At 74.4% G+C, this 20,508-nt stretch carries 22 protein-coding genes; 12 read left to right on the forward strand and 10 right to left on the reverse strand.

Annotation, left to right across the window (positions count from 1 at the left end; translation table 11 throughout):
- Window positions 1-162 precede the first annotated feature (162 nt).
- Window positions 163-630: a MarR family transcriptional regulator gene (locus ACGFX4_RS36255; protein WP_393084129.1), complete on the forward strand. Its 468-nt coding sequence runs from the start codon at window positions 163-165 to the stop codon at window positions 628-630.
- Between the two features lie 23 nt (window positions 631-653).
- Here the strand turns inward: ACGFX4_RS36255 and ACGFX4_RS36260 are convergent, their stop codons facing one another.
- Window positions 654-1,631 carry a hypothetical protein gene (locus tag ACGFX4_RS36260; protein ID WP_393084132.1) on the reverse strand — a complete coding sequence of 326 codons (978 nt, stop codon included), beginning with the start codon at window positions 1,629-1,631 and terminating at the stop codon, window positions 654-656.
- A 183-nt stretch (window positions 1,632-1,814) separates the two neighbouring features.
- Here ACGFX4_RS36260 and ACGFX4_RS36265 point away from each other — a divergent pair, with 183 nt between their 5' ends.
- Together ACGFX4_RS36265 and ACGFX4_RS36270 are read left to right on the forward strand one after the other, a co-directional pair.
- Window positions 1,815-2,429: a hypothetical protein gene (locus tag ACGFX4_RS36265; RefSeq protein ID WP_393084135.1), complete on the forward strand. Its 615-nt coding sequence runs from the start codon at window positions 1,815-1,817 to the stop codon at window positions 2,427-2,429.
- A 53-nt stretch (window positions 2,430-2,482) separates the two neighbouring features.
- Complete coding sequence (locus ACGFX4_RS36270; RefSeq protein ID WP_393084137.1) at window positions 2,483-3,172, forward strand: hypothetical protein; 690 nt, start codon at window positions 2,483-2,485, stop codon at window positions 3,170-3,172.
- 27 nt (window positions 3,173-3,199) lie between these two features.
- On the opposite strand, the gene ACGFX4_RS36275 is transcribed toward ACGFX4_RS36270, so the two are convergent.
- Window positions 3,200-3,748: a GNAT family N-acetyltransferase gene (locus tag ACGFX4_RS36275; protein WP_393084140.1), complete on the reverse strand. Its 549-nt coding sequence runs from the start codon at window positions 3,746-3,748 to the stop codon at window positions 3,200-3,202.
- Window positions 3,749-3,878: 130 nt separating this feature from the next.
- Here ACGFX4_RS36275 and ACGFX4_RS36280 point away from each other — a divergent pair, with 130 nt between their 5' ends.
- Together ACGFX4_RS36280 and ACGFX4_RS36285 are read left to right on the forward strand one after the other, a co-directional pair.
- A complete protein-coding gene (locus ACGFX4_RS36280) occupies window positions 3,879-4,340 on the forward strand; it encodes a cupin domain-containing protein (protein ID WP_393084143.1) in 462 nt (153 codons plus the stop codon).
- Between the two features lie 141 nt (window positions 4,341-4,481).
- Window positions 4,482-5,039, forward strand: a complete 558-nt coding sequence (locus ACGFX4_RS36285; RefSeq protein ID WP_393084146.1) for a DUF3291 domain-containing protein — start codon at window positions 4,482-4,484, stop codon at window positions 5,037-5,039.
- A 27-nt stretch (window positions 5,040-5,066) separates the two neighbouring features.
- Here the strand turns inward: ACGFX4_RS36285 and ACGFX4_RS36290 are convergent, their stop codons facing one another.
- Window positions 5,067-5,918: an SDR family NAD(P)-dependent oxidoreductase gene (locus ACGFX4_RS36290; protein WP_393084149.1), complete on the reverse strand. Its 852-nt coding sequence runs from the start codon at window positions 5,916-5,918 to the stop codon at window positions 5,067-5,069.
- Window positions 5,919-6,022: 104 nt separating this feature from the next.
- On the opposite strand from ACGFX4_RS36290, the gene ACGFX4_RS36295 reads away from it, so the two are divergent.
- The 5 genes from ACGFX4_RS36295 (at window position 6,023) to ACGFX4_RS36315 (ending at window position 11,499) form a co-directional block, all read left to right on the forward strand.
- Window positions 6,023-6,637 carry a CGNR zinc finger domain-containing protein gene (locus ACGFX4_RS36295; protein WP_393084152.1) on the forward strand — a complete coding sequence of 205 codons (615 nt, stop codon included), beginning with the start codon at window positions 6,023-6,025 and terminating at the stop codon, window positions 6,635-6,637.
- Between the two features lie 61 nt (window positions 6,638-6,698).
- Complete coding sequence (locus tag ACGFX4_RS36300; RefSeq protein WP_393084155.1) at window positions 6,699-6,971, forward strand: hypothetical protein; 273 nt, start codon at window positions 6,699-6,701, stop codon at window positions 6,969-6,971.
- 127 nt (window positions 6,972-7,098) lie between these two features.
- A complete protein-coding gene (locus tag ACGFX4_RS36305) occupies window positions 7,099-7,623 on the forward strand; it encodes a hypothetical protein (protein ID WP_393084158.1) in 525 nt (174 codons plus the stop codon).
- A gap of 159 nt (window positions 7,624-7,782) precedes the next feature.
- Window positions 7,783-9,159 carry a S8 family serine peptidase gene (locus tag ACGFX4_RS36310; RefSeq protein WP_393084160.1) on the forward strand — a complete coding sequence of 459 codons (1,377 nt, stop codon included), beginning with the start codon at window positions 7,783-7,785 and terminating at the stop codon, window positions 9,157-9,159.
- A 192-nt stretch (window positions 9,160-9,351) separates the two neighbouring features.
- Window positions 9,352-11,499, forward strand: coding sequence for a SpoIIE family protein phosphatase (locus ACGFX4_RS36315; RefSeq protein WP_393084163.1), 2,148 nt, complete (start codon window positions 9,352-9,354; stop codon window positions 11,497-11,499).
- Window positions 11,500-11,559: 60 nt separating this feature from the next.
- Here the strand turns inward: ACGFX4_RS36315 and ACGFX4_RS36320 are convergent, their stop codons facing one another.
- Entirely contained in the window at window positions 11,560-12,012 is a 453-nt protein-coding gene (locus ACGFX4_RS36320; RefSeq protein WP_393084166.1) for a heme-degrading domain-containing protein, read from the reverse strand.
- Window positions 12,009-13,082, reverse strand: a complete 1,074-nt coding sequence (locus tag ACGFX4_RS36325) for a Gfo/Idh/MocA family oxidoreductase (RefSeq protein WP_393084169.1) — start codon at window positions 13,080-13,082, stop codon at window positions 12,009-12,011. The genes ACGFX4_RS36320 and ACGFX4_RS36325 overlap by 4 nt, the downstream gene beginning before the upstream one ends.
- A gap of 55 nt (window positions 13,083-13,137) precedes the next feature.
- On the opposite strand from ACGFX4_RS36325, the gene ACGFX4_RS36330 reads away from it, so the two are divergent.
- Complete coding sequence (locus tag ACGFX4_RS36330; protein ID WP_393084172.1) at window positions 13,138-14,214, forward strand: ROK family protein; 1,077 nt, start codon at window positions 13,138-13,140, stop codon at window positions 14,212-14,214.
- Between the two features lie 125 nt (window positions 14,215-14,339).
- On the forward strand, window positions 14,340-15,224 hold the full coding sequence (locus tag ACGFX4_RS36335) for a dioxygenase (RefSeq protein ID WP_393084175.1): 885 nt from the start codon (window positions 14,340-14,342) through the stop codon (window positions 15,222-15,224).
- An 18-nt stretch (window positions 15,225-15,242) separates the two neighbouring features.
- Here the strand turns inward: ACGFX4_RS36335 and ACGFX4_RS36340 are convergent, their stop codons facing one another.
- The 5 genes from ACGFX4_RS36340 to ACGFX4_RS36360 all read right to left on the reverse strand — a co-directional run bounded on the left by ACGFX4_RS36340 (window position 15,243) and on the right by ACGFX4_RS36360 (window position 20,437).
- The gene (locus ACGFX4_RS36340; protein WP_393084178.1) at window positions 15,243-17,000 is read right to left on the reverse strand and encodes an alpha/beta fold hydrolase; all 1,758 of its coding nucleotides are present in this window, start codon (window positions 16,998-17,000) and stop codon (window positions 15,243-15,245) included.
- Between the two features lie 214 nt (window positions 17,001-17,214).
- Window positions 17,215-18,462: a peptidase S8 gene (locus tag ACGFX4_RS36345; RefSeq protein ID WP_393084181.1), complete on the reverse strand. Its 1,248-nt coding sequence runs from the start codon at window positions 18,460-18,462 to the stop codon at window positions 17,215-17,217.
- 339 nt (window positions 18,463-18,801) lie between these two features.
- Window positions 18,802-19,236 carry a YdeI/OmpD-associated family protein gene (locus ACGFX4_RS36350; protein WP_393084184.1) on the reverse strand — a complete coding sequence of 145 codons (435 nt, stop codon included), beginning with the start codon at window positions 19,234-19,236 and terminating at the stop codon, window positions 18,802-18,804.
- A gap of 63 nt (window positions 19,237-19,299) precedes the next feature.
- Entirely contained in the window at window positions 19,300-19,713 is a 414-nt protein-coding gene (locus ACGFX4_RS36355) for a VOC family protein (protein ID WP_393084187.1), read from the reverse strand.
- A 133-nt stretch (window positions 19,714-19,846) separates the two neighbouring features.
- A complete protein-coding gene (locus tag ACGFX4_RS36360; protein WP_393084190.1) occupies window positions 19,847-20,437 on the reverse strand; it encodes a TetR/AcrR family transcriptional regulator in 591 nt (196 codons plus the stop codon).
- Between the last annotated feature and the right edge of the window lie 71 nt (window positions 20,438-20,508).

The raw sequence follows: 20,508 nt of genomic DNA on the forward strand, positions 1-20,508 counted from the left end.
CCTACCCAGCCCCCGCGGCCCGCGCACGGGGACGCAGTCACGATTGGGTGTCGGAGGGCGTCGGGACTGCGCTTGACCTCAACCGCGCTTCAAGTCCTACGGTCGCCGTGGGCCTGTGCGGCGCGCAGGCCCCGAACCCGAAGTGTCAGGAAGGGACTTGCCATGACCGCCCAGCAGACCGCCGACGCCGAACTCGCCGGCCAGCCCGCCGCCTACTGGACCGGTGTCGCCTACGAGGCGCTCATCGCGTACACCCGGGCCCAGCAGGCCGAACGGGGCTACACCCAGCCGCAGTTCTGGCTGCTGCGGAACCTGTCGAAGAACGACATCTCGCCCGACGGCGAGGGGATGACCGTGTCCGAGCTGCGGGAGGCGATGGCCTCCTACATCCGGCCGGAGGACGACCTGGCAGCGGAGGCCGAGGTGCTCGTCGAGCGCGGCTGGTTGACCTCGGACGGCGACAACCGGTTGTGGCTCACCGAGGAGGGGGAGCAGGCCCGCGTCCGCCTCGCGCGCGATGCCCCCGCGATCCGCGCCGCGCTCCACGAGGGCATCGACGACGCGGACTACGTCGTCACGGTGAAAGTGCTCCAGCGGCTGATCCGCAACGCGGGCGGGAAGGCCGCCTGACCGGAACCCGTGGGGAGGGGCGGTCAGTCGGCGTCCGCCTCCGCGGCCAGGGCGTCCAGGACCCTGCCGAGCGCGGCGAGTTCGGCCGGGGTGGGGTCAGCCGGGTTGTGGGGGACCAGGGCGGCGGGGTTCACCACCGCGACGGCGCCCTCCGGGCCGGGGGCCCGCGTGGCGAGGGCGAGCAGGGCGTTCGGGTCCGGCGGCGGGGTGCCGAGGCCGTGACCGAGCCGCCGCAGGCCGACGGCGAGCGAGGGCCGTGGGAAGGGATAGTCCGCCGGGAGCAGCTCGGCCTGCCGGGTGTGGTCGTCGCCGCGGAAGTCCAGGGTCCAGCCTTCCCAGCCCGGCCGTGGCCAACGGTGGATGCCCGTCACGGCCTGGACCGCCCAGACGGAGACCGTGCGGGCCCGCGGGTCGTAGTGGATGCCGCCGTACGGCATCTCGGTGGGCACGGGGGTGCCGGGCGCGGCCGCGAGCAGGTCGGCCAGTCCGGGGCCGTCGGCGAGGAGATCGACGGGCTCGTTGCAGCTGCCCCAGGCGCGGACGCTTCCGTCGGGCAGGCGCAGGGAGAGGACGGTCCAGGGGTCGGTCTCGTCGGTCTCCGAGTACCAGGCCGGTTCGTGGGCCTCGAGCGGTTCCGGCACCCGGGTCAGGTCCCGGCCCAGGCCGAGGTGGTGGGTGAGGTCGCCGACGGCGTCGTGCGCGAAGCGGACGTCCCAGCCCGGCCAGGTCCTGGCCAGTACGGCCCGGGCGGCGCGGTGTTCGGCCCAGGTGTCCAGGAAGGTGAACCAGAGCAGGACCTTGCGGTCGTGGTCGACCAGCGCGGCACCCTCGCACCACACGTCGTCGAGCCATTCCTCGGCCTCACGGTTGGCGCGGAAGCAGCGCGTCGCCGCGTCCGGACCGGGCAGCAGATCGCCCACCACCCGCTGGGCGCCCCAGTGCGAGTAGTACCGCTGCCACCTGCCGTTCTCCACCACCACGTACTGCGCTCGTGCTCCCATGACCGGCGAGGCTAGTGCCGCCGGACGGCAGGCGGCGAACGCTTTTCGGACACCGCGAGGGGCGGCCGGCGTTCCGTCAGGGAAGCTGCCGGCGTTTGAGAAGCGGCAAACGGGTCACCCGAAGCGGCGAGCGAACCGAACAGGGCGGCTCCGAGCGGGCGCCCCCGGGTGAGGAGGCAGAGCATGTCCAGCGGTCTGATGGTGGCGATCGTCGTGGTCGCCGTGGTGGTGGCGGTGCTCGGTGCTCTCGCCGGCCGCCGCCACCAGCAGCAGCACCCGAGCCTGAGCCGCCGCTTCGGCCCGGAGTACGAGCGCACCCTCGCCCGTCACGGTGGCGACACCGCCGCCGCCGAGCGCGAGCTCACCGGGCGCGTCGAGCGCCACCGGGAACTGACGCTGACCCCGCTGAGCAGCGCCGAGCGCGCCCGGGCCGAGCAGCAGTGGGCACAGGTGAAGGCACGCTTCGTCGACGACCCCCCGCAGGCCCTGGCCGAGGCGGACGCGCTGCTGGCCCGGGTGGCGCGCGACCGCGGCTACCCCGACTCCGACGTGGACGCGCAGATCGACATGGTCTCGGTCGACCACGGCGAGCACGTGGAGTCCTACCGGGCGCTGCACGCGATCGCCCGGCCGGACGCCGCCGGTCGGACCGCGCCCGACACCGAGGAGCAGCGCGCGGCCCTGGTCCGGGCCCGGGGGCTGTTCGTCGCGCTGGTCGGCGCGGACGGCGAGCCGGAGCGCGTCCCCGCCGAGGCCTTGACCAAGGCGCGGGTACCGGCGCCGCGCCAGGCGCGGTAGCTGCCGCGTGCCCCAACCACCCCCGCCATCATCACGCTTCCGAGGAGGACAGCATGACCACCAGTGACTACGGCCGGCGCACCGACTCCCCCGACGCCGACGCCGACGCCGACGCCCGCGGCGTCCCGCGGAGCGGTGCACCGGGCCGGTTCGTGACGACCGCCGAGGCGCCGCGCGGCGCAGGGCACACCCGGCCCGCGACCGGCGGCGCCCCGCGCACCGCGCCGGACGACGGCGCCTCCCGCCCCGTGGTGGCCGTCGGCCCGGGGCCCGCCGCGCCCACGCGTCCCGCCCCGGCCGCTGCGGCCGCCCCGGCCGGTCCGGTCACCGGCGAACGCACCGGCCCGGGCGCCGCCGACCCGGCGAAGGCCGAGGCCCACGACCGTGCGCAGCCCGACATGCGACCCGATGCCGGACGTGCGGGTACGGCGGACGGTGCCGGCGCCCACGCGCTCCTCCCGTCGGACCTGACCCAGCAGTTGACGCACCGGCTGGACCACGCGGTAGGCACCTTCGTGGACGACCCGCGCCAGGCCGTGCAGGAGGCCGACGAGGCGCTGGACGAGACGGTGCGGCGGCTGACCGACGGCCTGCGCGAGCGCCGTACGGCGCTGCACGACGCCTGGCACGCCGACACCGCCGGCGAGCACCGGGGCGCGGCGGACGGCGCCTCCCGGACCGAGGACCTGCGCCTCCTGCTCCGCGAGTACCGCGATCTGGTCCAGCACCTCCTCGCGGTCTGACCGCCGCCGGGGCCCGCCGACCGGTGGTCAGACCGCGCCCGTGACCGGGGGCCGCAGTCCGAGCCACTGGTCGGCGTCCCAGGCCCGGAAGCGCTCCGCCTCGGTGAACCCCAGCTTTGCCGCGAGGCGCATCGAGCGGTGGTTGGCGGTCTGGGTGGCGAGCACCACCGGCTCGTCGGGAAGGACGCCGGCGAGCCAGTCGAGTGCCGCCGCGCACGCCTCGGCGGCGTACCCGTGCCCCCACGCCCGCGGCAGGAACAGGTAGCCGAGGTCGGTCTTCCCGGCAGCGGCCGGGCGGTGGTGCGCCGGTGCCTTCCTGAGCAGGATCTGGCCGATCATCGATCCGTCGAGCTCGACGACGAAGCTCCCCGGCCAACGCTCGGGCACCTCGGGTAGCGCGCGCTCCAGCTCGTCACGCGTCCGGGGGCCGCCGAGGTAGGTGTGCACCTCCGGTGAGGCGAGCAGTTCGACGAACCCGGCACGGTCCCGCGCCTCGGGCGCGCGGAGCACGAGGCGCTCGGTCGTGATCGGGGCCGGTGGCCAGGCGAAGGAGTGCGCTGCGGTCTCGTCCGGCACGGAACGGCTCCTGATCCTCTCGGCCGTACGATCCGACCTCGTACGGCCACGCTGGAACGATACCCGGGTGATATCGGCGCTGCGGAACGGGTCTTGGACACCGACGGCCGGCCGGCGGTGCACTGGTGGCATGACCGAAGAAGCGAAGACCGCCGTCTCGGTGGTGCGTCCCGGGGACGGCGAGACGATCGTTCTGGGCACCACGCACCTGCGCGTCCTGGAGGACGGCAGCCACACCGGGCACCGCCTCGCGATCGCCGAGTCCGTTCTCGCCCCGCACACCCAGGGGCCGCCGCAGCACCGCCACGCCCGGCACGACGAGGGCTTCTACATCCTGTCCGGCACCGTGCGGTTCACCGTCGGGGACGAGGACCACGACGCCGGTGCGGGCACGCTCGTGATGGTTCCGCCCGGTGTCCCGCACACCTTCGCCAACCCGACCGACCGGCCCGCCGTCATGCTCAGCACGTTCACCCCCGACCTGTACGTGCAGTACTTCCGGGACCTGCGGGACGAACTCGCCGCGGGCCGGCCGCCGACGCCGCAGGCCACCGTCGAGGTGATGGGCCGCTACGCCACCGACCCCGCCTGAAGCCGCCCCGCAGCGGGACGAACGGCCCAAGAGGCCATACGGGCAGGGGATTTGCAACTTCGACGGGGTCGCGGCGGGCGGCTACCTTCATCCGGGTTGTCGGCGACCGGCCACGGTCGCGCCCCGACCAGGGAGGGACGTATGCCCCGTCTTGCGCTGTACACCTTCGGCATCCTGAAGTCGCCGCTGGTCGACACCGGGCCGCTCACCCGCGAGTTCTACGCGAGTGGTGAGGCGGTCTACCGGAGGATCGGTCGGCAGCCCGGGTACCTCGCGCACGCCGAGGCGGCGGACGCTGCCCGGGGCGGCCTCTTCGAGGCGGACTGGGGCGCGTGGGGCGATTTCGCCGTGCCGGCCTGGTACGACAGGGGCCGTACGGCGGAGAGCGCCGCCCTGGCGGCGACGCTCTCGCTCTGGACCGACCTGGGCCCCGCCTTCGAGGCCGTCTACACCGGTTCGCACCGTGAGGCGCTGAACCGGCGGTACGACTGGTTCGAGAGGACGGGGCACCCGACCCACGTGTCCTGGTGGGTCTCCGACGGTGCGACACCCGCCTGGCGGGACGGGGTGTCCAGGTTGGAGCGCCTCCACGAGGGCGGCTCCGGGCCGCACGCCTTCACCTTCCACGAGGCGTTCGCGCCCGACGGAACTCCGGCCAGGGTCAAGGGCACCGGGTCGGCGGGCGACCGGGCTCGCTGACCCGGGGCTCCCGGCCGGGTCCGGGGCTCACGGTCGGTCGACGGCGTCGGTCACCTGCTGCCAGCCGTCCAGGTCGGCGATCCGGGCCGCCAGGGCGGGGCGCATGGCCGTCGCGCTGGCCGCGCCGAGGGCGAGGCGCAGCGGGGGGTTGGGGCTGTCGACCGCGGCCCGGATGCCTGCGGCGATCCGCGCCGGGGTGGAGAACGCGGAGGCCGGCAGCTCCCCGATGCCCTTCTGGACCTCGCGGACGGTCGGGTCGTAGTCGTCCAGGGCGGCTGCGACGTCGAGGTTGGCGAGGAAGGGGGTCGCGGTCATCCCGGGCTGGATGATCGTGACCTTGATGCCGAGTGGTGCGACCTCGGCGGCGAGTGCGTCCGACAGCCCTTCGACCGCGTACTTGGTGGCGGCGAGCAGTCCCACGCCGGGGTGGGCGGACTGCCCGTAGACGGAGGAGCCCTGGAGGACGTGCCCGGACCGCTGGGCGCGGAGGACCGGCAGCGTTGCGCGGAGCACGTTGAGGACGCCGAAGACGTTGGTGTCGAACACGGCTCGGGCCTGGAGGTCGGAGGCCTCCTCGACGGCTCCGAACAGCCCGTAGCCCGCGTTGTTGGCCACGACGTCGATCCGGCCGAAGCGGGCGAGCGTGCCGTCCACCGCGTCCTGGACGGCTCGCTCGTCGCGTACGTCCGTCGTGACGGGAAGCAGGCGGTCGCCGTGGGCGCGGGCCAGGTCGTCCAGGGGGGAGGTGTCGCGGGCGAGGGCTGCGACGGTGTCGCCGTTCTCCAGTGCCTGGAGCGTCAGTTCGCGGCCGATGCCGGAGGTCGCGCCGGTGATCAGCCAGGTGCGGGGGTGGGCCAGGTGCTTGGGTGTCTCGTTCATGTTGCGACCGTAAGCGTTTAGCTCGCAACAAGTCAACGCCGAATCTGGGCGTCGGTTGCTCACTAGTCGGATTAGCGCAGCTCGCGCTGCTGTACTGTGGGGGAATGGTCACTGCGTCAGCCGGATCCCCCGAACCCAGCCCGCGCACCGTCGCGCCGACGGTGGAGACCGTGCTCGCGTTCGTGAACACGCGCGCCGACGGATCGGGCCGCCGAGAGCTCTTCGCGGACGGGGAATCGTTCGCGGCGTGGCTGGCGGAGCACGACGCGTTCGGCGGCGAAACCGTGGTGACCGACGCCGATGCCGCGGTCGCGCGCGAGCTGCGCGACGCCCTGGTCACCCTGCTGCTCGCGCACTCGGGTGACGAGGAGAGCCTGGGTGAGCCGCTGCTGTGCGCCGAGCGTCACCTGCGGCGGGTGGGCCCGCTCTACCCGCTCGCGACGGTGGTCACGGCCGGCGGTGTCGAGCTGGCCTCCCCGCAGGCGGGGGTGCCGCGCGTGTTCGGGACGGTGCTGGCCGCGGTGACCACGTTCGCGCAGAGCGGCGACTGGGGGCGGATCAAGGCCTGCCGGAATCCCCCGTGCCACTTCGGTTTCCTCGACCGCACCCGCAACGGCGGAGGGCTGTACTGCAGCACCGGCTGCGGCTCCCAGGTGTCGATGCGCAAGCACCGCCGGCGGCAGCGCGAGGGCTCCGCAGGACAGACGCCGGAGGCGTGAAGCCGCCCGCCCCCGGGGCGGGACCGCGTCCGTGTCGGTGCCGGGTGCAAGGCTGGCGGGCATGGACGACGAGGCGCTGATGCGGGGCCGGGTCTACGGGGCCGACCACGACGACCCCGACCCCGGCCCGCGGCCCGGCCGCGCCTACCGGGAGCTGTGCGGCGGGCCGCTGGACGGCCTACTCCTGGACGTCACCGGCTGGAGCGCCGAGGACCTCGCCGACGGCGCCGCGCTGCCCACCGAAATCGGCCGGTACGGCGCGGGCGGCCGGGCCCACTACGAGCCGCGCTCCGCCGACCCGAGCCGCTGGGACTGGACCGGCGACAGCCGATGACCCCCCGACCGGCGCCCCCCTCGACGGTGCCGCGGGTGATCGGCGGGCGGTCCCGGAGCGCGAGGAGGCGGTGGGCCGCCTCCACGACCTCGCAGGGCTGTCGGCGGTGCGCCGTAGGGTGGCGGCCATGTCCCTCCTCGAAGCGATCCGCGCCAACGACGGCGCCGCCGAATACCTGGCCTGGCCGGGCGAGTTCGACCCCTCCCGCTGCTACGGGCACGTGGAGGAGGTGGTGCTGGCCTCCGGCGCGGAGCTGGAGGTGGTGGCCAAGGACGGCGCGGGCGGCACCTACTTCCTGTGCGGCGCGGGCGGCGAGGAGCGGCCCGTGCTGTACGCCGACTCCGAGGGCGGCGCGGCCCTGCTCGCGGTGGGGGTGCCGGAGCTGGTCCGGCTGCTGCTGGCCGTCCCGTGGTGGCGGGACTGCCCGGGGCTGACGGTGGAGGAGAGCGCGGCGGCGGCCGAGGAGTACCTGGAGGAGGAGCCCGGCCTGTACGCCGACCGGGACGCGGCCGCGGCCGCGCTCGGCCTCGAAGTCCCGACGGCGGCCGAGGCGTTGGCCCGGCTGCGGGAGGTCGCGTTCGGCCTCGGGGCGTCGTACGCGCTGCTCAACGCCGAGGAGGGCGGCGCGTACCGGCAGCTGCTCGCGCCCTAGCCTCGGGTTTTGCCGGGGGCGGGGGTGGGCTTTACCCGTTCGCGTGGCCGACCGGGGCCATGACGCACCCCCGCTCGGTCTATGGATCATGCGCGCCGGGGCGGGTGGGATGGAGGGCGCCGGCCGCCGAGGCCGGGTTCCGTCTTCCGAGGAGTCTCATTGGGCATCAGCCCCGCCACCGCGGGTCCCCGACGCTCCACCACCGTCCGCGCGTTGGCGCTGCTCGCCGTCGGGGCCACCGCCCTGAGCGGTGCGACGGCCACCGCGCAGACGATCGGCGCGCACCGTGCGCCGGCGTTCCACCTGCGTCCGGCGTCCGCCGGGCACATCAACGCGGCGGCCCGGACGGCGCCGATATCGACGTCCGACTGCGTGTCGCAGATCGGCATCCACTGCTACTCGCCGCTGCAGTACCGGGCCGCGTACAACCTGGACCCGCTGTACCGGCAGGGCGTCACGGGCAAGGGCCGGACGATCGTCATCGTCGACTCCTTCGGCTCGCCGACCGTCCAGCACGACCTGGAGGTCTTCGACAAGCAGTGGGGCATCCCGGACACCCAGGTCGAGGTGGTCAAGTGGGGCGACGTGCCGCCCTTCGACCCGGCCAACCCGGACCACACGGGCTGGGCCGGCGAGACCACGCTCGACGTGGAGTACGCGCACGCCGTCGCGCCGGACGCGCACATCGTGCTGGTGGAGACGGGCGTCGCCGAGACCGAGGGCGTCACCGGCCTGCCGGAGATGATGGACGCCGAGCAGGCGATGATCAAGGCCGGCAAGGGTGATGTCATTTCGCAGAGCTTCGGCGCGACCGAGAACACCTTCCCGGGCTTCGACAAGGGCGACTTCAAGTCCGTCGAGGGCCTGCGGTACGCCTTCAAGTACGCCGCCGCCAAGGACGTGACCGTGCTGGCCGCGTCCGGCGACAACGGCGCGACCGACGCGATGGAGAACGGCAGCGACCTGTACCCGTTCAAGGTGAACTCCTGGCCGTCCTCGGACCCGCTGGTCACCTCGGTCGGCGGCACCCAGCTCACCCTGGACAACGACGGCAGGCGCACCGCGCCCGACAAGGCGTGGCACGACGACTACGGCGCGGCCGGCGGCGGCGTGTCCGGCGTCTTCGACCGCCCGTGGTACCAGGCCGGGGTGGCGAAGGTGACCGGCAATCACCGCGGCACGCCGGACATCAGCATGAGCGCGGCGGTCGACGGCGCGGCGTGGACGTACGAGTCCTACGACCCGACCCGGGTCGGCTGGCACCTGACCGGCGGCACCAGCGAGGCCACGCCGATCCTGTCGGGCGTGGTCGCGCTCGCCGACCAGCTCGCCGGGCACCGCCTGGGGCAGCTCAACTGGCGGATGTACGCGCTCGCCGGCCTGCCGTCCCAGTGGAGCGGCATCACCGACGTCACCGCGGGCGACAACTCGTGGGACAAGGTGACCGGCTACCAGGCCGTCAAGGGTTACGACCTGGCCACCGGCCTCGGCACGATCGACGGCACCCGCTTCGTCCACGCCCTCGCGGGGCGCTGAGCCCGTTCGGTGACGCAGGGCGCGGCTCCCCGGGAGCCGCGCCCTGTCGTTCCCGCCCCTGTCGTTCCCGCCCCTGTCGTTCCCGCCCCTGTCGTTCCCGCCCCTGTCGTTCCCGCCCCTGACGGTGCCGAACCCGCGGCGCCGGACGTGGCGGAATCGGGGACATAAACGGAGATCCGTTACATTCGGTGCATGGAGATCGACGTCGACGCCGTGCTGCGTGAGGTCGCGCTCCGGCTCAAGCCGCACACCCGCCGGCTGGCCACGCGGCTGGTGGTACGGGTGCGCGAGGCGGTGCCCACGGTGTGGACGCACGAGGACCTCGCCGAGCTCGCCACGCTCTCCGTCCAGCAGCACCTCGACAACGTGCTGGACGTCATCGAGTACGGCCGGGACGCCGCCGCCGTCGAGGCGCCACCGGCCGCCATCGACTTCGCGACCCGCCTGGCCGAGTACGGCGGCGACATCAGCGAGCTGCTGCGCAGCTACCGGCTGGGCCACGTCGCCGCGCTCGGCCTGTTCCGCGAGGAGGTGGCGCACTCCAGCGCCGACCCGCAGCTCCCCGGCGCGGTGGCCGGCGCGCTGATCGAACTGTCCTTCGCGTACGTCGACCGCACCTCCGGGCAGGCGGTGGCCGCGTACCAGGACGCCCGCGACCGCCGGCTCCAGCGGCGGCTGATGGTGGTCAACGAGGCGGGCCGCCGGATCGGCACCAGCCTGGACATCACCCGCACCGCGCAGGAGCTCGCCGAGGTGGGCGTCGAGAACCTGGCCGACTTCGTGGTCGTCGACCTCCTCGACGCGGTGCTCGGCGCGGAGGACCCGCCGCTCGACCACGACGCCCTGACGCTGCGCCGGATCGCCCAGCACTCCGTCCTGGAGGGCTACCCGGAGGCCGTGGTGCCGACCGGGCACACCCACACCTACCCGCCCGGCTCCGGCCCCGCCGAGGCCGTGCGCACCGGACACCCCTCCCGCTACCGGATCGCCGCCGACGGCATCCCGCTGTGGGCCGCGCACTCCGAGCCGCACCGGCACTCCGTCGAGAACTTCGGCATCCACGAGGCGCTGATGACCCCGCTCTGGGCCCGCGGCGTCCCGCTCGGCATCGCGCAGTTCTTCCGCCACCGGGACGCCACGCCGTTCGACGACGACGACCTGCTGCTGGCCCAGGAGATCGCGTCCCGGGCCGCCGTCCACATCGACAACGCCCGCCGGTACACCCACCAGCGCACCACCGCGCTCGCCCTCCAGCAGAACCTGCTCCCCAGCCTGGTCACCCGGCACGGCGCCGTCGACACGGCCGTCCGCTACCTGCCCTCCGGCGCGCGGTCCGGCGTGGCGGGCGACTGGTACGACGTGATCCCGCTGTCCGGCGCCCGGATCGCCCTGGTCGTCGGCGACGTCGTCGGACGCGGCCTGTACGCCTCCGCCACGATGGGCCGGCTGCGCACCGCGGTGCGCACCCTCGCCGACGTCGACCTGATGCCGGACGAGCTGCTCACCCACCTCGACGACGTGGTCATCCGGATGCAGCACGAGGAGGGCCGGCTCCCGGACGAGACCAGCGCCACCTGCCTGTACGCCGTGTACGACCCGGTCACCCGGGTCTGCTCGCTGGCCAGCGCGGGGCACGTCCTGCCGGCGGTGGTCGAGGGCGGCGGGTCCGGGCAGGCGCACTTCGTGGAGGCGCGGGTCGGGCCGCCGCTGGGGCTCGGAGGCCTCCCCTTCGAGACCACTCAGTGCGAACTGCCGGCGGGGAGCCTGCTCGCACTGTTCACCGACGGCCTCGTCCAGGGCGCCGCCCGCAATCCGGTCGGCGGACTGGCCGACCTGCGCAGGCTGCTGGGCCGGCCCGGCCCGTCGCTGGAGGCGGTCTGCGACCGGATCGTGGCCGGCCTGCTGCCGGGGCGGCCCGCCGACGACGCCGTCCTCCTGCTGGCCCGCACCCGCGCCCTGGACGCCGACCACGTCACCACCCTGGACCTGTCGGCGGACCCGTCGTCGGTCTCGCTCGCGCGGACCTTCACCACCGACCGGCTCGCCGCCTGGGGGCTGGACGACCTGGCCTTCAGCACCGAACTCATCGTCAGCGAGCTCGTCACCAACGTCATCCGCTACGGGCGCCAGCCCGCGACGCTGCGGCTGATCCTCCAGTCGACGCTGATCTGCGAGGTCGCGGACGCCGCCAACACCTCGCCCCACCTGCGGCGGGCCCGGGTCTACGACGAGGGCGGCCGCGGCCTGTTCCTGGTCGCCCAGCTGTCCAAGAACTGGGGCACGCGACACACCCGCGACGGCAAGGTGATCTGGGCGGAGCAGTCCCTCCCGGAGTCCTGACCGGGCCCACCGGCGGGCGCACCGGCGGGCGGGGCGGCCGCGCGGCGTCGGCGGGCGGTCCTAGCGCTCCGTCAGGTAGCGGGCCAGGCACGCGGTGACCAGGAGGTGGTCCTCGACCTGCGGCAGGCCGGAGACGGTGACCGTTCCCACCATGCCCGTGCCGCGCACCAGCAGGGGGAAGGAGCCGCCGTGCGCGGCGTAGCGCGTCGGGTCGAGGTCGAAGGCCCGCCCCTTGGCCCGGTAGCGCTCGCCCACCAGGTACGAGGCCTCGCCGAACCGGCGGACCACCGCGGCCTTGCGGCGGATCCAGTCGTCGTTGTCGGCGCTCGTGCCCGGCAGCGCGGCGTGGAAGACCTGCTGCTCGCCGTGCTGGATGTCGACGGTGACCGCGAGGCCCCGCTGCCGGGCCTCGGCGACGATCAGGGAGCCCAGCCGCCAGGCGTCGTCCAGGTCGGCGGTGGGGAGCTGCAGTTCGCGGTGCTGGCGTTCCAGCTCGGCGATGTCCGGGGTCACAGGGTCACCGCCGTGCCGTCGCGGGCGGAGCGCTGGGCGGCCTCCAGGACGCGCAGCGCCTCGACGGCGTCGCCCGCCGCGACCGGGACGGGCCCGCGCCCGTGCAGTGCCTCGACCAGGCCCGCGTAGTAGTCCTGGTAGGTGCCGGGCAGGGTGGCCACCGGTTCGACGGTGTCGCCGGCGCGCAGGGAGCCCCAGCGCTCGCGGGGGAAGACGCCCCAGTCGGGGTCGGCGGGGGTGCGGCCGCGGCGCAGCGCGTCCTCCTGGCCGTCGAGGCCGTGGGTGACGTACGCGCCCTGCGAGCCGAGGACCCGGAAGCGGGGGCCGAGGTCGCCGGCGGTGGCGCTCATCCACAGGTGGGAGCGGGTGCCGTCGGCGTGGGTGAGGGCGACGAAGCTGTCGTCGTCGGTGGCGGCGCCGGTGCGGCGGGCGTCGAGTTCGGCGTAGACCCGGGTCGCGGGGCCGAAGAGCTGCAGCGCCTGGTCGACGAGGTGGGAGCCGAGGTCGAAGAGCAGGCCGCCGGCCTCGGCCGGGTCGCCGAGTTCCCGCCAGGCGCCGCTGAGTTCGGGGCGCCAGCGTTCGAAGCGCGACTCGAACCGGTTGACCCGGCCGAGCCGGCCGGAGGCGATCAGCTGCCGGACGGTGCGGAAGTCGCCGTCCCAGCGGCGGTTCTGGAAGACGCTGAGCAGCAGGCCCCGCTCGGCGGCCAGGGCGGCCAGCTTCTCGGCCTCGGCGGAGGTGGCGGCGAGCGGCTTGTCGACGACGACCGGCAGCCCGGCCTCCAGGGCGGCGGTGGCCAGCGGGATGTGGGTGCGGTTGGGGGAGGCGACCACGACCAGGTCCAGGCCCAGCTCGGGGGCCGCCGCCCAGAGCGCGTCGGCGTCCGGGAGCAGCGCGGCCTGCGGGTGGCTGCGGGCGGCCTGCTCGCGGCGGGCCGGGTCGGAGGTCACCACGGCGGCGAGGCGCAGGCCCGGCGTGGTGCTGATCAGGGGCGCGTGGAAGACCGCACCGGCGATGCCGTAGCCGATGAGTCCCACGTTGAGGGGCGGGAGGTCCGTGCTGAGGTCCATGCCCCAAGTTAAACAACAGTGTGGACTAACCGGCAAGCTCCCATAAAATCGACAGGTGAGCACCGACCCCGCCCCCCACGGCGCCCTCAACCTCGCCCTGCTGCGCGACCGGAACGACAGCGCGGTCCTGCGGGCCGTACGCGCCGCGGCCGACAACGGCACCAGCCGGGTCGAACTGGCCACCCGCACCGGCCTCACCGCCCAGGCCATCAGCAAGATCACCGCGCGCCTGCTCGACGACGGCCTGCTCACCGAGGCCGGCCGGGAACGCGTCGCCGGCCAGAGCGGCAAGCCCCGCACCCTGCTGCGCCTGGTCCCCGGCTCCCGCTGCGCCCTCGGCGTCGAGATCGGCCGCCGCGACCTGCGCCTGCTCCGGGTCGACCTCACCGGCACCGTCACCGCGCAGGCCGGGGCGCCGGTCGACCCCGACGGCGAACCCGGCCCGACCCTCGACCTGATCGCCGCCGCGGTCCGCGACCTGACGGCGGACTCCGCGCCGGGCCACGTGCTGGGCCTGGGCGTGGCCTGCCCGGGGCCGCTCGACACCCGCGACGGCGTCCTGCACCAGGTCACCGGCATGCCCAGCTGGCACGGCCTGCACCTGCGCGAGGCCCTGGAGACCCGCACCGGGCTGCCGGTCCTGGTGGAGAAGAACACCACCGCCGGCGTCCTCGGCGGCCTGGGCCCCGACAACCGCGCCTTCGTCTACCTCGGCGACGGCCTCGGGGCCGGCCTGGTCCTCGGCGGGCACGTCCAGCGCGGCGCGCGGACCAACGCCGGCGAGTTCGGCCACCAGTGCATCGACCCGGCCGGCCCGCCGTGCGCCTGCGGCGCCCGGGGGTGCCTGGAGGCCGTCTGCCTCGATGCCCTGCGCGCCGGCCGCACCGCGGACGCCGCGACCGCGCTCGCCATCGGCGTCGCCAACCTGGTCCGGCTGCTCGACGTCGAGGAGGTGGTCCTCGGCGGCGCCGCGCTCCTCGCGGACCCCGCGCCGTACGAGGCCGCGATCCGGGCCGAGCTCGGCGACCGCCTGCCCGACCCGCACTGGCAGCACGTCACCCTCGGCCGCGCCACCGGCCTCGCCGTCCCCCAGGGCGCTGCCGGACTCGCGCTGGCCCGCCTCTTCGGCTGACGGCCGCGGCCGCCGGGAGCCGGGAGCCGAAGAGGCGGCGGGGCACTCGCGTCCTCGCGTGACGGACGGCGCGGTCAACCGTTTGACCGGTGGAGGAGTGGTTCCGCCGCCTGCAGGGAGAACACATGACGATCGAGCACCCCGTCGCCGCGGACCCGGAGCAGGCGGTGACCGACCGCGTGCTCGCGAGCTTCGACGGCGCCCCCGACCCGAGGCTGCGCGAGGTGATGCGGAGCCTGGTCCGGCACCTGCACGCCTTCGCCCGGGAGGTGCGGCTCAGCGAGGCGGAGTGGGAGGGCGCGGTCGGCTTCCTCGCCCGGGCCGGCCGGATCACCGACGAGCGTCGGCAGGAGTTCGTCATGCTGTCCGACGTGCTCGGGCTGTCCATGCTCACCGTCGCCATCAACGAGCACGGTGCGCCGGGGGCGACCGAGGCGACCGTGCTGGGGCCGTTCTTCGCCGAGGACGCGCCCGAGATCCCGCTCGGCGGGGACCTCGGGCGCGGGGCCGCCGGGCCGCCGTGCTTCGTCTCGGGCCGGGTGCGGTCCCTGGACGGCACGCCCGTCGGTGGCGCGCGCGTGGACGTCTGGGGCGCCGACGCCGACGGCTTCTACGACGTCCAGTACGCCGGCGACCGCTCGGCGGGCCGCGGCCGGCTGGCGACGGACCCCGACGGCGGGTACCGCTTCTGGACCGTCCTGCCCGCGGCGTACCCGATCCCGTGCGACGGCCCGGTCGGCGACCTCCTCGCCGCCGCCGGCCGGCGTCCGATGCGCCCGGCCCACCTGCACTTCCGGGCCGCCGCACCGGGCCACCGGACCCTGGTCACCCACGTCTTCGTGGCGGGCGACCCGTACCTCGCGGACGACGTGGTGTTCGGTGTCAGGGACAGCCTCGTCGTCGACGCCGAACACCACCCCGCCGGCCCCGCCCCCGACGGGACGCACCGCCGGACGCCGTGGACGAGCATGGCCTTCGACCTGGTGCTCGTCCCCGACGACCGGTCCTGACCGCCCGGGGGCGGTGGGTCAGCCGAGCGGCAGGTCGAGGCGGGACTCGCGGCCGGCGGGGGAGTCGAGGTCGAGGGCGGCGAGGGGCGGGTTGGCGTCGGAGTAGAGCTTGTCCTTGGCGTTGACCACCAGCATCACCCTGTGGTCGGCGGCGACGTCGTAGGCGGCGCCCTGGAGGTCCCACTCGACGGTGGTGGGCTTGCCCGCCTCGGCCCCGGTGAGCGTGTACGGCTCGTGGGTGATGATGCGGGCGCTGCCGTCCGGGGCGAGGTCGAACAGGTAGGCCACCAGCGTCGCCGACTCGGCGGCGGGGGTGACGGTCAGCCGGACGCGCGGGACGCCGCGCACCTTGCGCGCCCCGGCGGGGGAGACCCAGGTGGCGAGGTAACGGCGGTCGAACTTCCCGGTCGCGTACGACTTCGGATTGCCCTTCCACTCCTGCTGGCCGGTGGTCAGCAGCTCGTCCACGGCCTTGGCCTCGGTGAGCTGGCCGGTGGTGAACGACACCTGCCAGCCGGCGGCGGGCGCCGTGCCGAGCACGCCGTCCTGGCCGCCGGCCGCCGCACCCAGGTACAGCTGCTCGGTGCGCTCGGTCACCTCGGCCCAACTCGCGCTGTCCTCACGGACGGTGGGGGCGAACATCAGCTGGCTGCGGACCGGCTTCCAGCCGGGCGCCTCGTTGGCCTTGCCCAGGACGTGGTGGTCGAGCCAGGCGAGCGCCTCGTCCACCGGGACGTTCTCGCCGGGCATGATCAGCCCGTTGCCCTCGGGTGCGGCGTGGTCGCCGATCCACAGGTTCAGGTGCTTGGGGCCGGTCAGCGCCTCGAACACGGCCAGCGCGCCGTTGACCGGGAACAGCGTCTCGTGCCAGGTGTTGGAGAAGAAGGTCGGGACGGAGCGGGCGTTGGTCTCGGCGAGGTAGGTGCGCGGCGAGCGCTCCCGCATCCAGTCGCGGACGTCGTCGAGGTTCTCGCCCTCGCGGAAGTCCTTGAGCAGCTGCCGGGTGGCCGGGTCGAACTTGTGCTCCTCCGGCCCGCCGGTGAACGCGGCGAGCGCCTCGACGGCGGCCAGGTGCCGGGTGTCGTTGCCGAGCAGGGCCGCCTCCAGGTCGCCCCAGGTGCTCAGCGCCACCACGGCGCTGACCCGGGCCGCCGGGTCGTTGGCCGCCACCAGCTGGCTGATGCCCGAACCGTAGGACTCGCCGAAGAACGCGATCGAGCTCGGCTCGAAGTACTGCTGCGCGTAGTCGATCACCGTGGAGCCGTCGCGCCAGTCGTTCGGCCCGGCCACGTCCACGAAGCCCTTGGAGGTGAACGGGGCGTCGAGGTACCGGTCGTCGGAGAGCGGGAGGGTCAGGCCGATGCCGCGCGGGGAGTACGCGATCACGTGGTAGCCGCGCAGGGCCAGCCGCAGGTAGAGGTACTCGAACAGCACCCAGCCGAACGGCGTCCACCCGGACGGGACGACGACCACCGGGTGCGGCTTGCCGTCGTTGATCCGGATGGTGTGCGCGGAGAGCCGGACGCCGTCGTGCGCGGTGATGTACGGCCAGTCGAAGGTGGCGATCTGCTGCACGTCGCCCACCAGTTGCTGCAGCTCGGGCGTCAGCAGCGGCTGCTCGGCGGAGCCGTTCAGCGTGGCGACCAGCGCCTCGCCCACCCCGGCGGCCTCGGGCGAGACGGTGGTGGCCGAGGACCAGAGCCCCGAACTCTGCACCTTCGCCAGCTGGTTCGGGGTGATCGGGGTGGGTGCGCCGTCGGCCATGGGGTCGCTCATGGGATGCCGCCTTTCGCGGGAACCAGGGATGGTGGTTCGTGTGCACCCATGCTCTCGGCCGGATCCGTTGGTGTACGGAAGCCCCGCGCGGCGTTCACCGGAAATGGTGGCGCCGGCCCGGTGGGTTGACGTGTGAACTCCTTTCGCGCGGCAGGCCCGAGCGGCCGCCACCGGCCAGGGGTGGCGGCCGCCCGGGCTGCGGTCGGTGGGGGCGTCAGCCCTTGAAGGCCGCGGTGCCGTTCGGCGTGCCGAGGCCGGTCGGGCCGTCGTAGCCGGCGCCGGCCTTGCAGAGGTAGGCCGGCGAGCAGCTGCCGTTGGAGCCGGTGGTCACGTCGAACAGGGCGGTGGTGTGGGCGTACGGGAAGGACGCCGGGGCGGAACCGCTGGACGGGGTGCCGCCCAGCGCGTACACGCCGGCGATGATCGGCGCGGAGGCGCTGGTGCCGCCGTACACCGCCCAGCCGCTGCCGCCGTAGGTCTGGTACACCGCGACACCGGTGGCCGGGTCGGCGACGGCGGACACGTCGGCGACGGTGCGCTTGGCGCAGCCGGTGTCCTTCTGCCAGGTGGGCTTGGCGTCGTACTTGGAGCAGCCCGAGCCGGTGCCCTCGGTGGAGTTGGTGAGCCAGACGCTCTCCGTCCAGCCGCGGGCGGTGGAGGAGGACCGCTTGAGGGCGGTGCCGCCGACCGCGGTCACGTACCGGGAGGCGGCCGGGTACTCCGCGCCGTACGCGGAGTCGCCGGAGGAGACGGTGATGGCGACCCCCGGGTGGTTGAAGTACGAGGAGTCGTAGGAGGTGTCGGCGGAGGACTCGCCGCCGCCGTAGCTGTTGGAGACGAACCTCGCGCCGAGGCCGACCGCGGTGTTCACCGAGGTGCCGAGGTTGGCCATGGTCGCGCTGCTCGCCTCGACCAGGACGATCTTCGCGTTGGGGGCGATCGCCGAGACCATGTCGAGGTCGAGCGAGATCTCGCCCGCCCAGCCGGTGTTGTTCGCCGGGAGGCTGCTGCCGCCGGTCTGGTTGACCTGCCGGAAGCAGCCGCTGGCCTTGGTGCAGGCGGGCAGGCCGTACTGGGAGCGGTAGACCGCCATGTCCGACTCGGCGTTGGGGTCGTTGTAGGCGTCCACGATCGCGACGGTCGTCCCGGCGCCGCCGTTCGCGGGCAGCTTGTACGCGCTCAGCAGGTCGCCCGGGCCGTAGCCGGACGGGACGGCGCTCGGGGTGACGCCCAGGGCGTCGACGTGCTCCACCGCGCTGGTCACGCGCAGCGCGTGGCAGGCCATGGTGTCGCCGTGGGCGAGGGTGTCGCACGCCCTGACCCAGGACGTGCCGTCCTTGGAGTACACCTGCGGGTCGGCGGCCGCGCCCGCCGGGGCGGCGGTCGCGAAGGCGGAGAGGGCGAGGGCGGCGGCGCCCGTGACGGCGAGGGCCGTGCGGCGGGCTGCGGCGGGAGTGCGCATGCGGACGTGCCTCCTGTGGCTGGGGTGACCGGAAGCGGTGCGCGCCGGGCCGCGCGGACGGAGGGTGTCCGGGCGCGCGGCGGGGCGGGGGTCGACGGCGGGCGTGGGGCCGCCGTCGAACCCGGTGCGCCCCCGGGAATCCGGGGGTCGGCGTCCGACGCTAGAGGGGCATGCTCATGTCGAACAAGGAGGGCGGGGCACATCCGAACCGGCCCTTTACCTCCGGCCCCTGAGTCTTTGTCAGCCGACGCCGAACCGCCTGGGGACGGTTTGCCTCCGCATCCGGCCGGTGGCGCGCGGCCGCCGGCCCGCGCGCCACCGGGTGCACCCGGGCCGAGGTCAGCCCCGCAGGGCGGCGATCGCCTTCTCGATCCGCCGCTGCCGCGTCTCCGGCTTCTTCGCGCTCTCGACGGCGCGCACGTGCTCGCGCCGGTGGCTGAACGAGAGCCCGTCGTACGCGGCCCGGGCCGCCGGGTCGGCGTCCAGGGCCCGGGCGAAGTCGTCCGGTTCGACGACGACGCGCGGCTCGGTGTCCAGCTCCACCTCCACCTCGACCTCCTCGCCGATCTCGACACCCGCGGCGTGGCGGTTGGCGTTGCTGAGGCCGAGCAGGTGGCGTCCGCGCAGGATCGCGACCCGGCTCTTCCACACATGTCCGTTGACCGTGATCGTCACCGGCGGCCGCGCGCCCCCGCCGAGGGCCTCGACCACCTCGGGCGGAACCTCCAGGCCCCGCATGGGCTCGGGCGGCTCGACATGGGCCAGAAACTTCATGATCTCTTCTCCTGTGGCTGGACGTGTCGCCGGGCCGGGCGCCGGACCGCCGCTGCTCGGCTGCTACTCGGCGTAGGGCTGGTCGACACCCGCGTCGCTGTAGCCGAGGCTCCAGATGTAGCCGTCCGGGTCGGCGAAGGTGCCGCCGTACCCGCCCCACGGCAGCGCGCCGGCGGGCTTGACGACCGTGGCGCCGGCCGCCGAGGCCTCCGCCATGATCTCGTCGACCCGCGCCTCGCTGCGGACGACGTACGTCAGGACCAGCCCGCTGAAGCCGCTGCCCTCCGCGTCCGTACCCACCTGGGCGGCCAGGCCCTTGCGGTCGTAGAAGCCGACCGGCGAGGCGCCGTCCGACTCGAAGAACACCGAGATGCCGAAGTCGTTCTGGATCTTCCAGCCGAGGCCCTCGCTGTAGAACCGCTTGGCCCGGTCCAGGTCCCGGACACCGAGCAGGATCGAGCTGACGTGCGCCTTCATGTGCCTTGCTCCTTGGGCTGCGACTGTCGCACCGGCGCGTGTTCGCCGGCCTACCGGTATGACGCGTCGGGAGCGGAGAATGTGACGGACCGTCGGACGGAACTTGTCGGGCGGCGCACATCCGGGCCGGCGGTCAGGGGCCGGTGGGGGTGTCCTGCGGCTGGTGGGCGGGGGAGGTGAGGATACCGGCCAGGGTGAGGTCGAGCAGGCGGTCGGCCTGGGCGGGGGTGTCGTGTTCGCGGGTCCAGGCGGCGGCGTTCATCAGGGTGAAGACGTCGGCGCCGGTGGTGTCGCCGCGGAGGGCTCCGGCGGCGCGGGCGCGGTCGGTGAGGCGGTCGCCGATGGCGGTCATCCGCAGGCAGGAGTCGTGGAGTTCGTCCGCCCCGGAGGCGAGCTGTGCGGCGAGGCCCTGGTAGGCGGCCGCGTGCCGGACGACGGAGCGGATCCATTCGGCCAGGGCGGCCGCCGGGTCGGGGTGGTGGGTGAGCTCGTCGCCGTGCGCGAAGAGGGCCTGGTTGCGCTCGTCCAGCAGGGCGGCGATCAGCGCTGTGCGGGTGGGGAAGTGCCCGTAGAGGGTGCCGATGGCGACGCCGGCGCGGCGGGCGACGGCCTCCAGGGAGGCCCCGGTGCCTTCGCTGCGGAAGGTGGCGTCGGCCTCGGCGAGCAGGCGCTCCCGGTTGCGCCGGGCGTCGGCGCGCGGCCGGCGTCGGGGGGTGTCGGGCATGGGGGTCTCCCTTGCGCTCCCGGATAAGTCGAGGCATCCTCGACTTACTCACTTTATCTGAGGGTGCCTCA

The sequence above is a fragment of the Kitasatospora sp. NPDC048365 genome (genome assembly GCF_043200835.1).
Classification (GTDB): Bacteria; Actinomycetota; Actinomycetes; order Streptomycetales; family Streptomycetaceae; genus Kitasatospora; species Kitasatospora terrestris.

Excerpts from the sequence above, each read along its gene's own strand:
- ACGFX4_RS36255 (WP_393084129.1), top strand. The coding sequence starts at position 163 with ATGACCGCCCAGCAGACCGCCGACGCCGAACTCGCCGGCCAGCCCGCC.
- ACGFX4_RS36260 (WP_393084132.1), bottom strand. The coding sequence starts at position 1,631 with ATGGGAGCACGAGCGCAGTACGTGGTGGTGGAGAACGGCAGGTGGCAG.
- ACGFX4_RS36265 (WP_393084135.1), top strand. The coding sequence starts at position 1,815 with ATGTCCAGCGGTCTGATGGTGGCGATCGTCGTGGTCGCCGTGGTGGTG.
- ACGFX4_RS36270 (WP_393084137.1), top strand. The coding sequence starts at position 2,483 with ATGACCACCAGTGACTACGGCCGGCGCACCGACTCCCCCGACGCCGAC.
- ACGFX4_RS36280 (WP_393084143.1), top strand. The coding sequence starts at position 3,879 with ATGACCGAAGAAGCGAAGACCGCCGTCTCGGTGGTGCGTCCCGGGGAC.
- ACGFX4_RS36285 (WP_393084146.1), top strand. The coding sequence starts at position 4,482 with ATGCCCCGTCTTGCGCTGTACACCTTCGGCATCCTGAAGTCGCCGCTG.
- ACGFX4_RS36290 (WP_393084149.1), bottom strand. The coding sequence starts at position 5,918 with ATGAACGAGACACCCAAGCACCTGGCCCACCCCCGCACCTGGCTGATC.
- ACGFX4_RS36295 (WP_393084152.1), top strand. The coding sequence starts at position 6,023 with ATGGTCACTGCGTCAGCCGGATCCCCCGAACCCAGCCCGCGCACCGTC.
- ACGFX4_RS36300 (WP_393084155.1), top strand. The coding sequence starts at position 6,699 with ATGGACGACGAGGCGCTGATGCGGGGCCGGGTCTACGGGGCCGACCAC.
- ACGFX4_RS36305 (WP_393084158.1), top strand. The coding sequence starts at position 7,099 with ATGTCCCTCCTCGAAGCGATCCGCGCCAACGACGGCGCCGCCGAATAC.
- ACGFX4_RS36315 (WP_393084163.1), top strand. The coding sequence starts at position 9,352 with ATGGAGATCGACGTCGACGCCGTGCTGCGTGAGGTCGCGCTCCGGCTC.
- ACGFX4_RS36325 (WP_393084169.1), bottom strand. The coding sequence starts at position 13,082 with ATGGACCTCAGCACGGACCTCCCGCCCCTCAACGTGGGACTCATCGGC.
- ACGFX4_RS36335 (WP_393084175.1), top strand. The coding sequence starts at position 14,340 with ATGACGATCGAGCACCCCGTCGCCGCGGACCCGGAGCAGGCGGTGACC.
- ACGFX4_RS36340 (WP_393084178.1), bottom strand. The coding sequence starts at position 17,000 with ATGAGCGACCCCATGGCCGACGGCGCACCCACCCCGATCACCCCGAAC.
- ACGFX4_RS36345 (WP_393084181.1), bottom strand. The coding sequence starts at position 18,462 with ATGCGCACTCCCGCCGCAGCCCGCCGCACGGCCCTCGCCGTCACGGGC.
- ACGFX4_RS36350 (WP_393084184.1), bottom strand. The coding sequence starts at position 19,236 with ATGAAGTTTCTGGCCCATGTCGAGCCGCCCGAGCCCATGCGGGGCCTG.
- ACGFX4_RS36355 (WP_393084187.1), bottom strand. The coding sequence starts at position 19,713 with ATGAAGGCGCACGTCAGCTCGATCCTGCTCGGTGTCCGGGACCTGGAC.
- ACGFX4_RS36360 (WP_393084190.1), bottom strand. The coding sequence starts at position 20,437 with ATGCCCGACACCCCCCGACGCCGGCCGCGCGCCGACGCCCGGCGCAAC.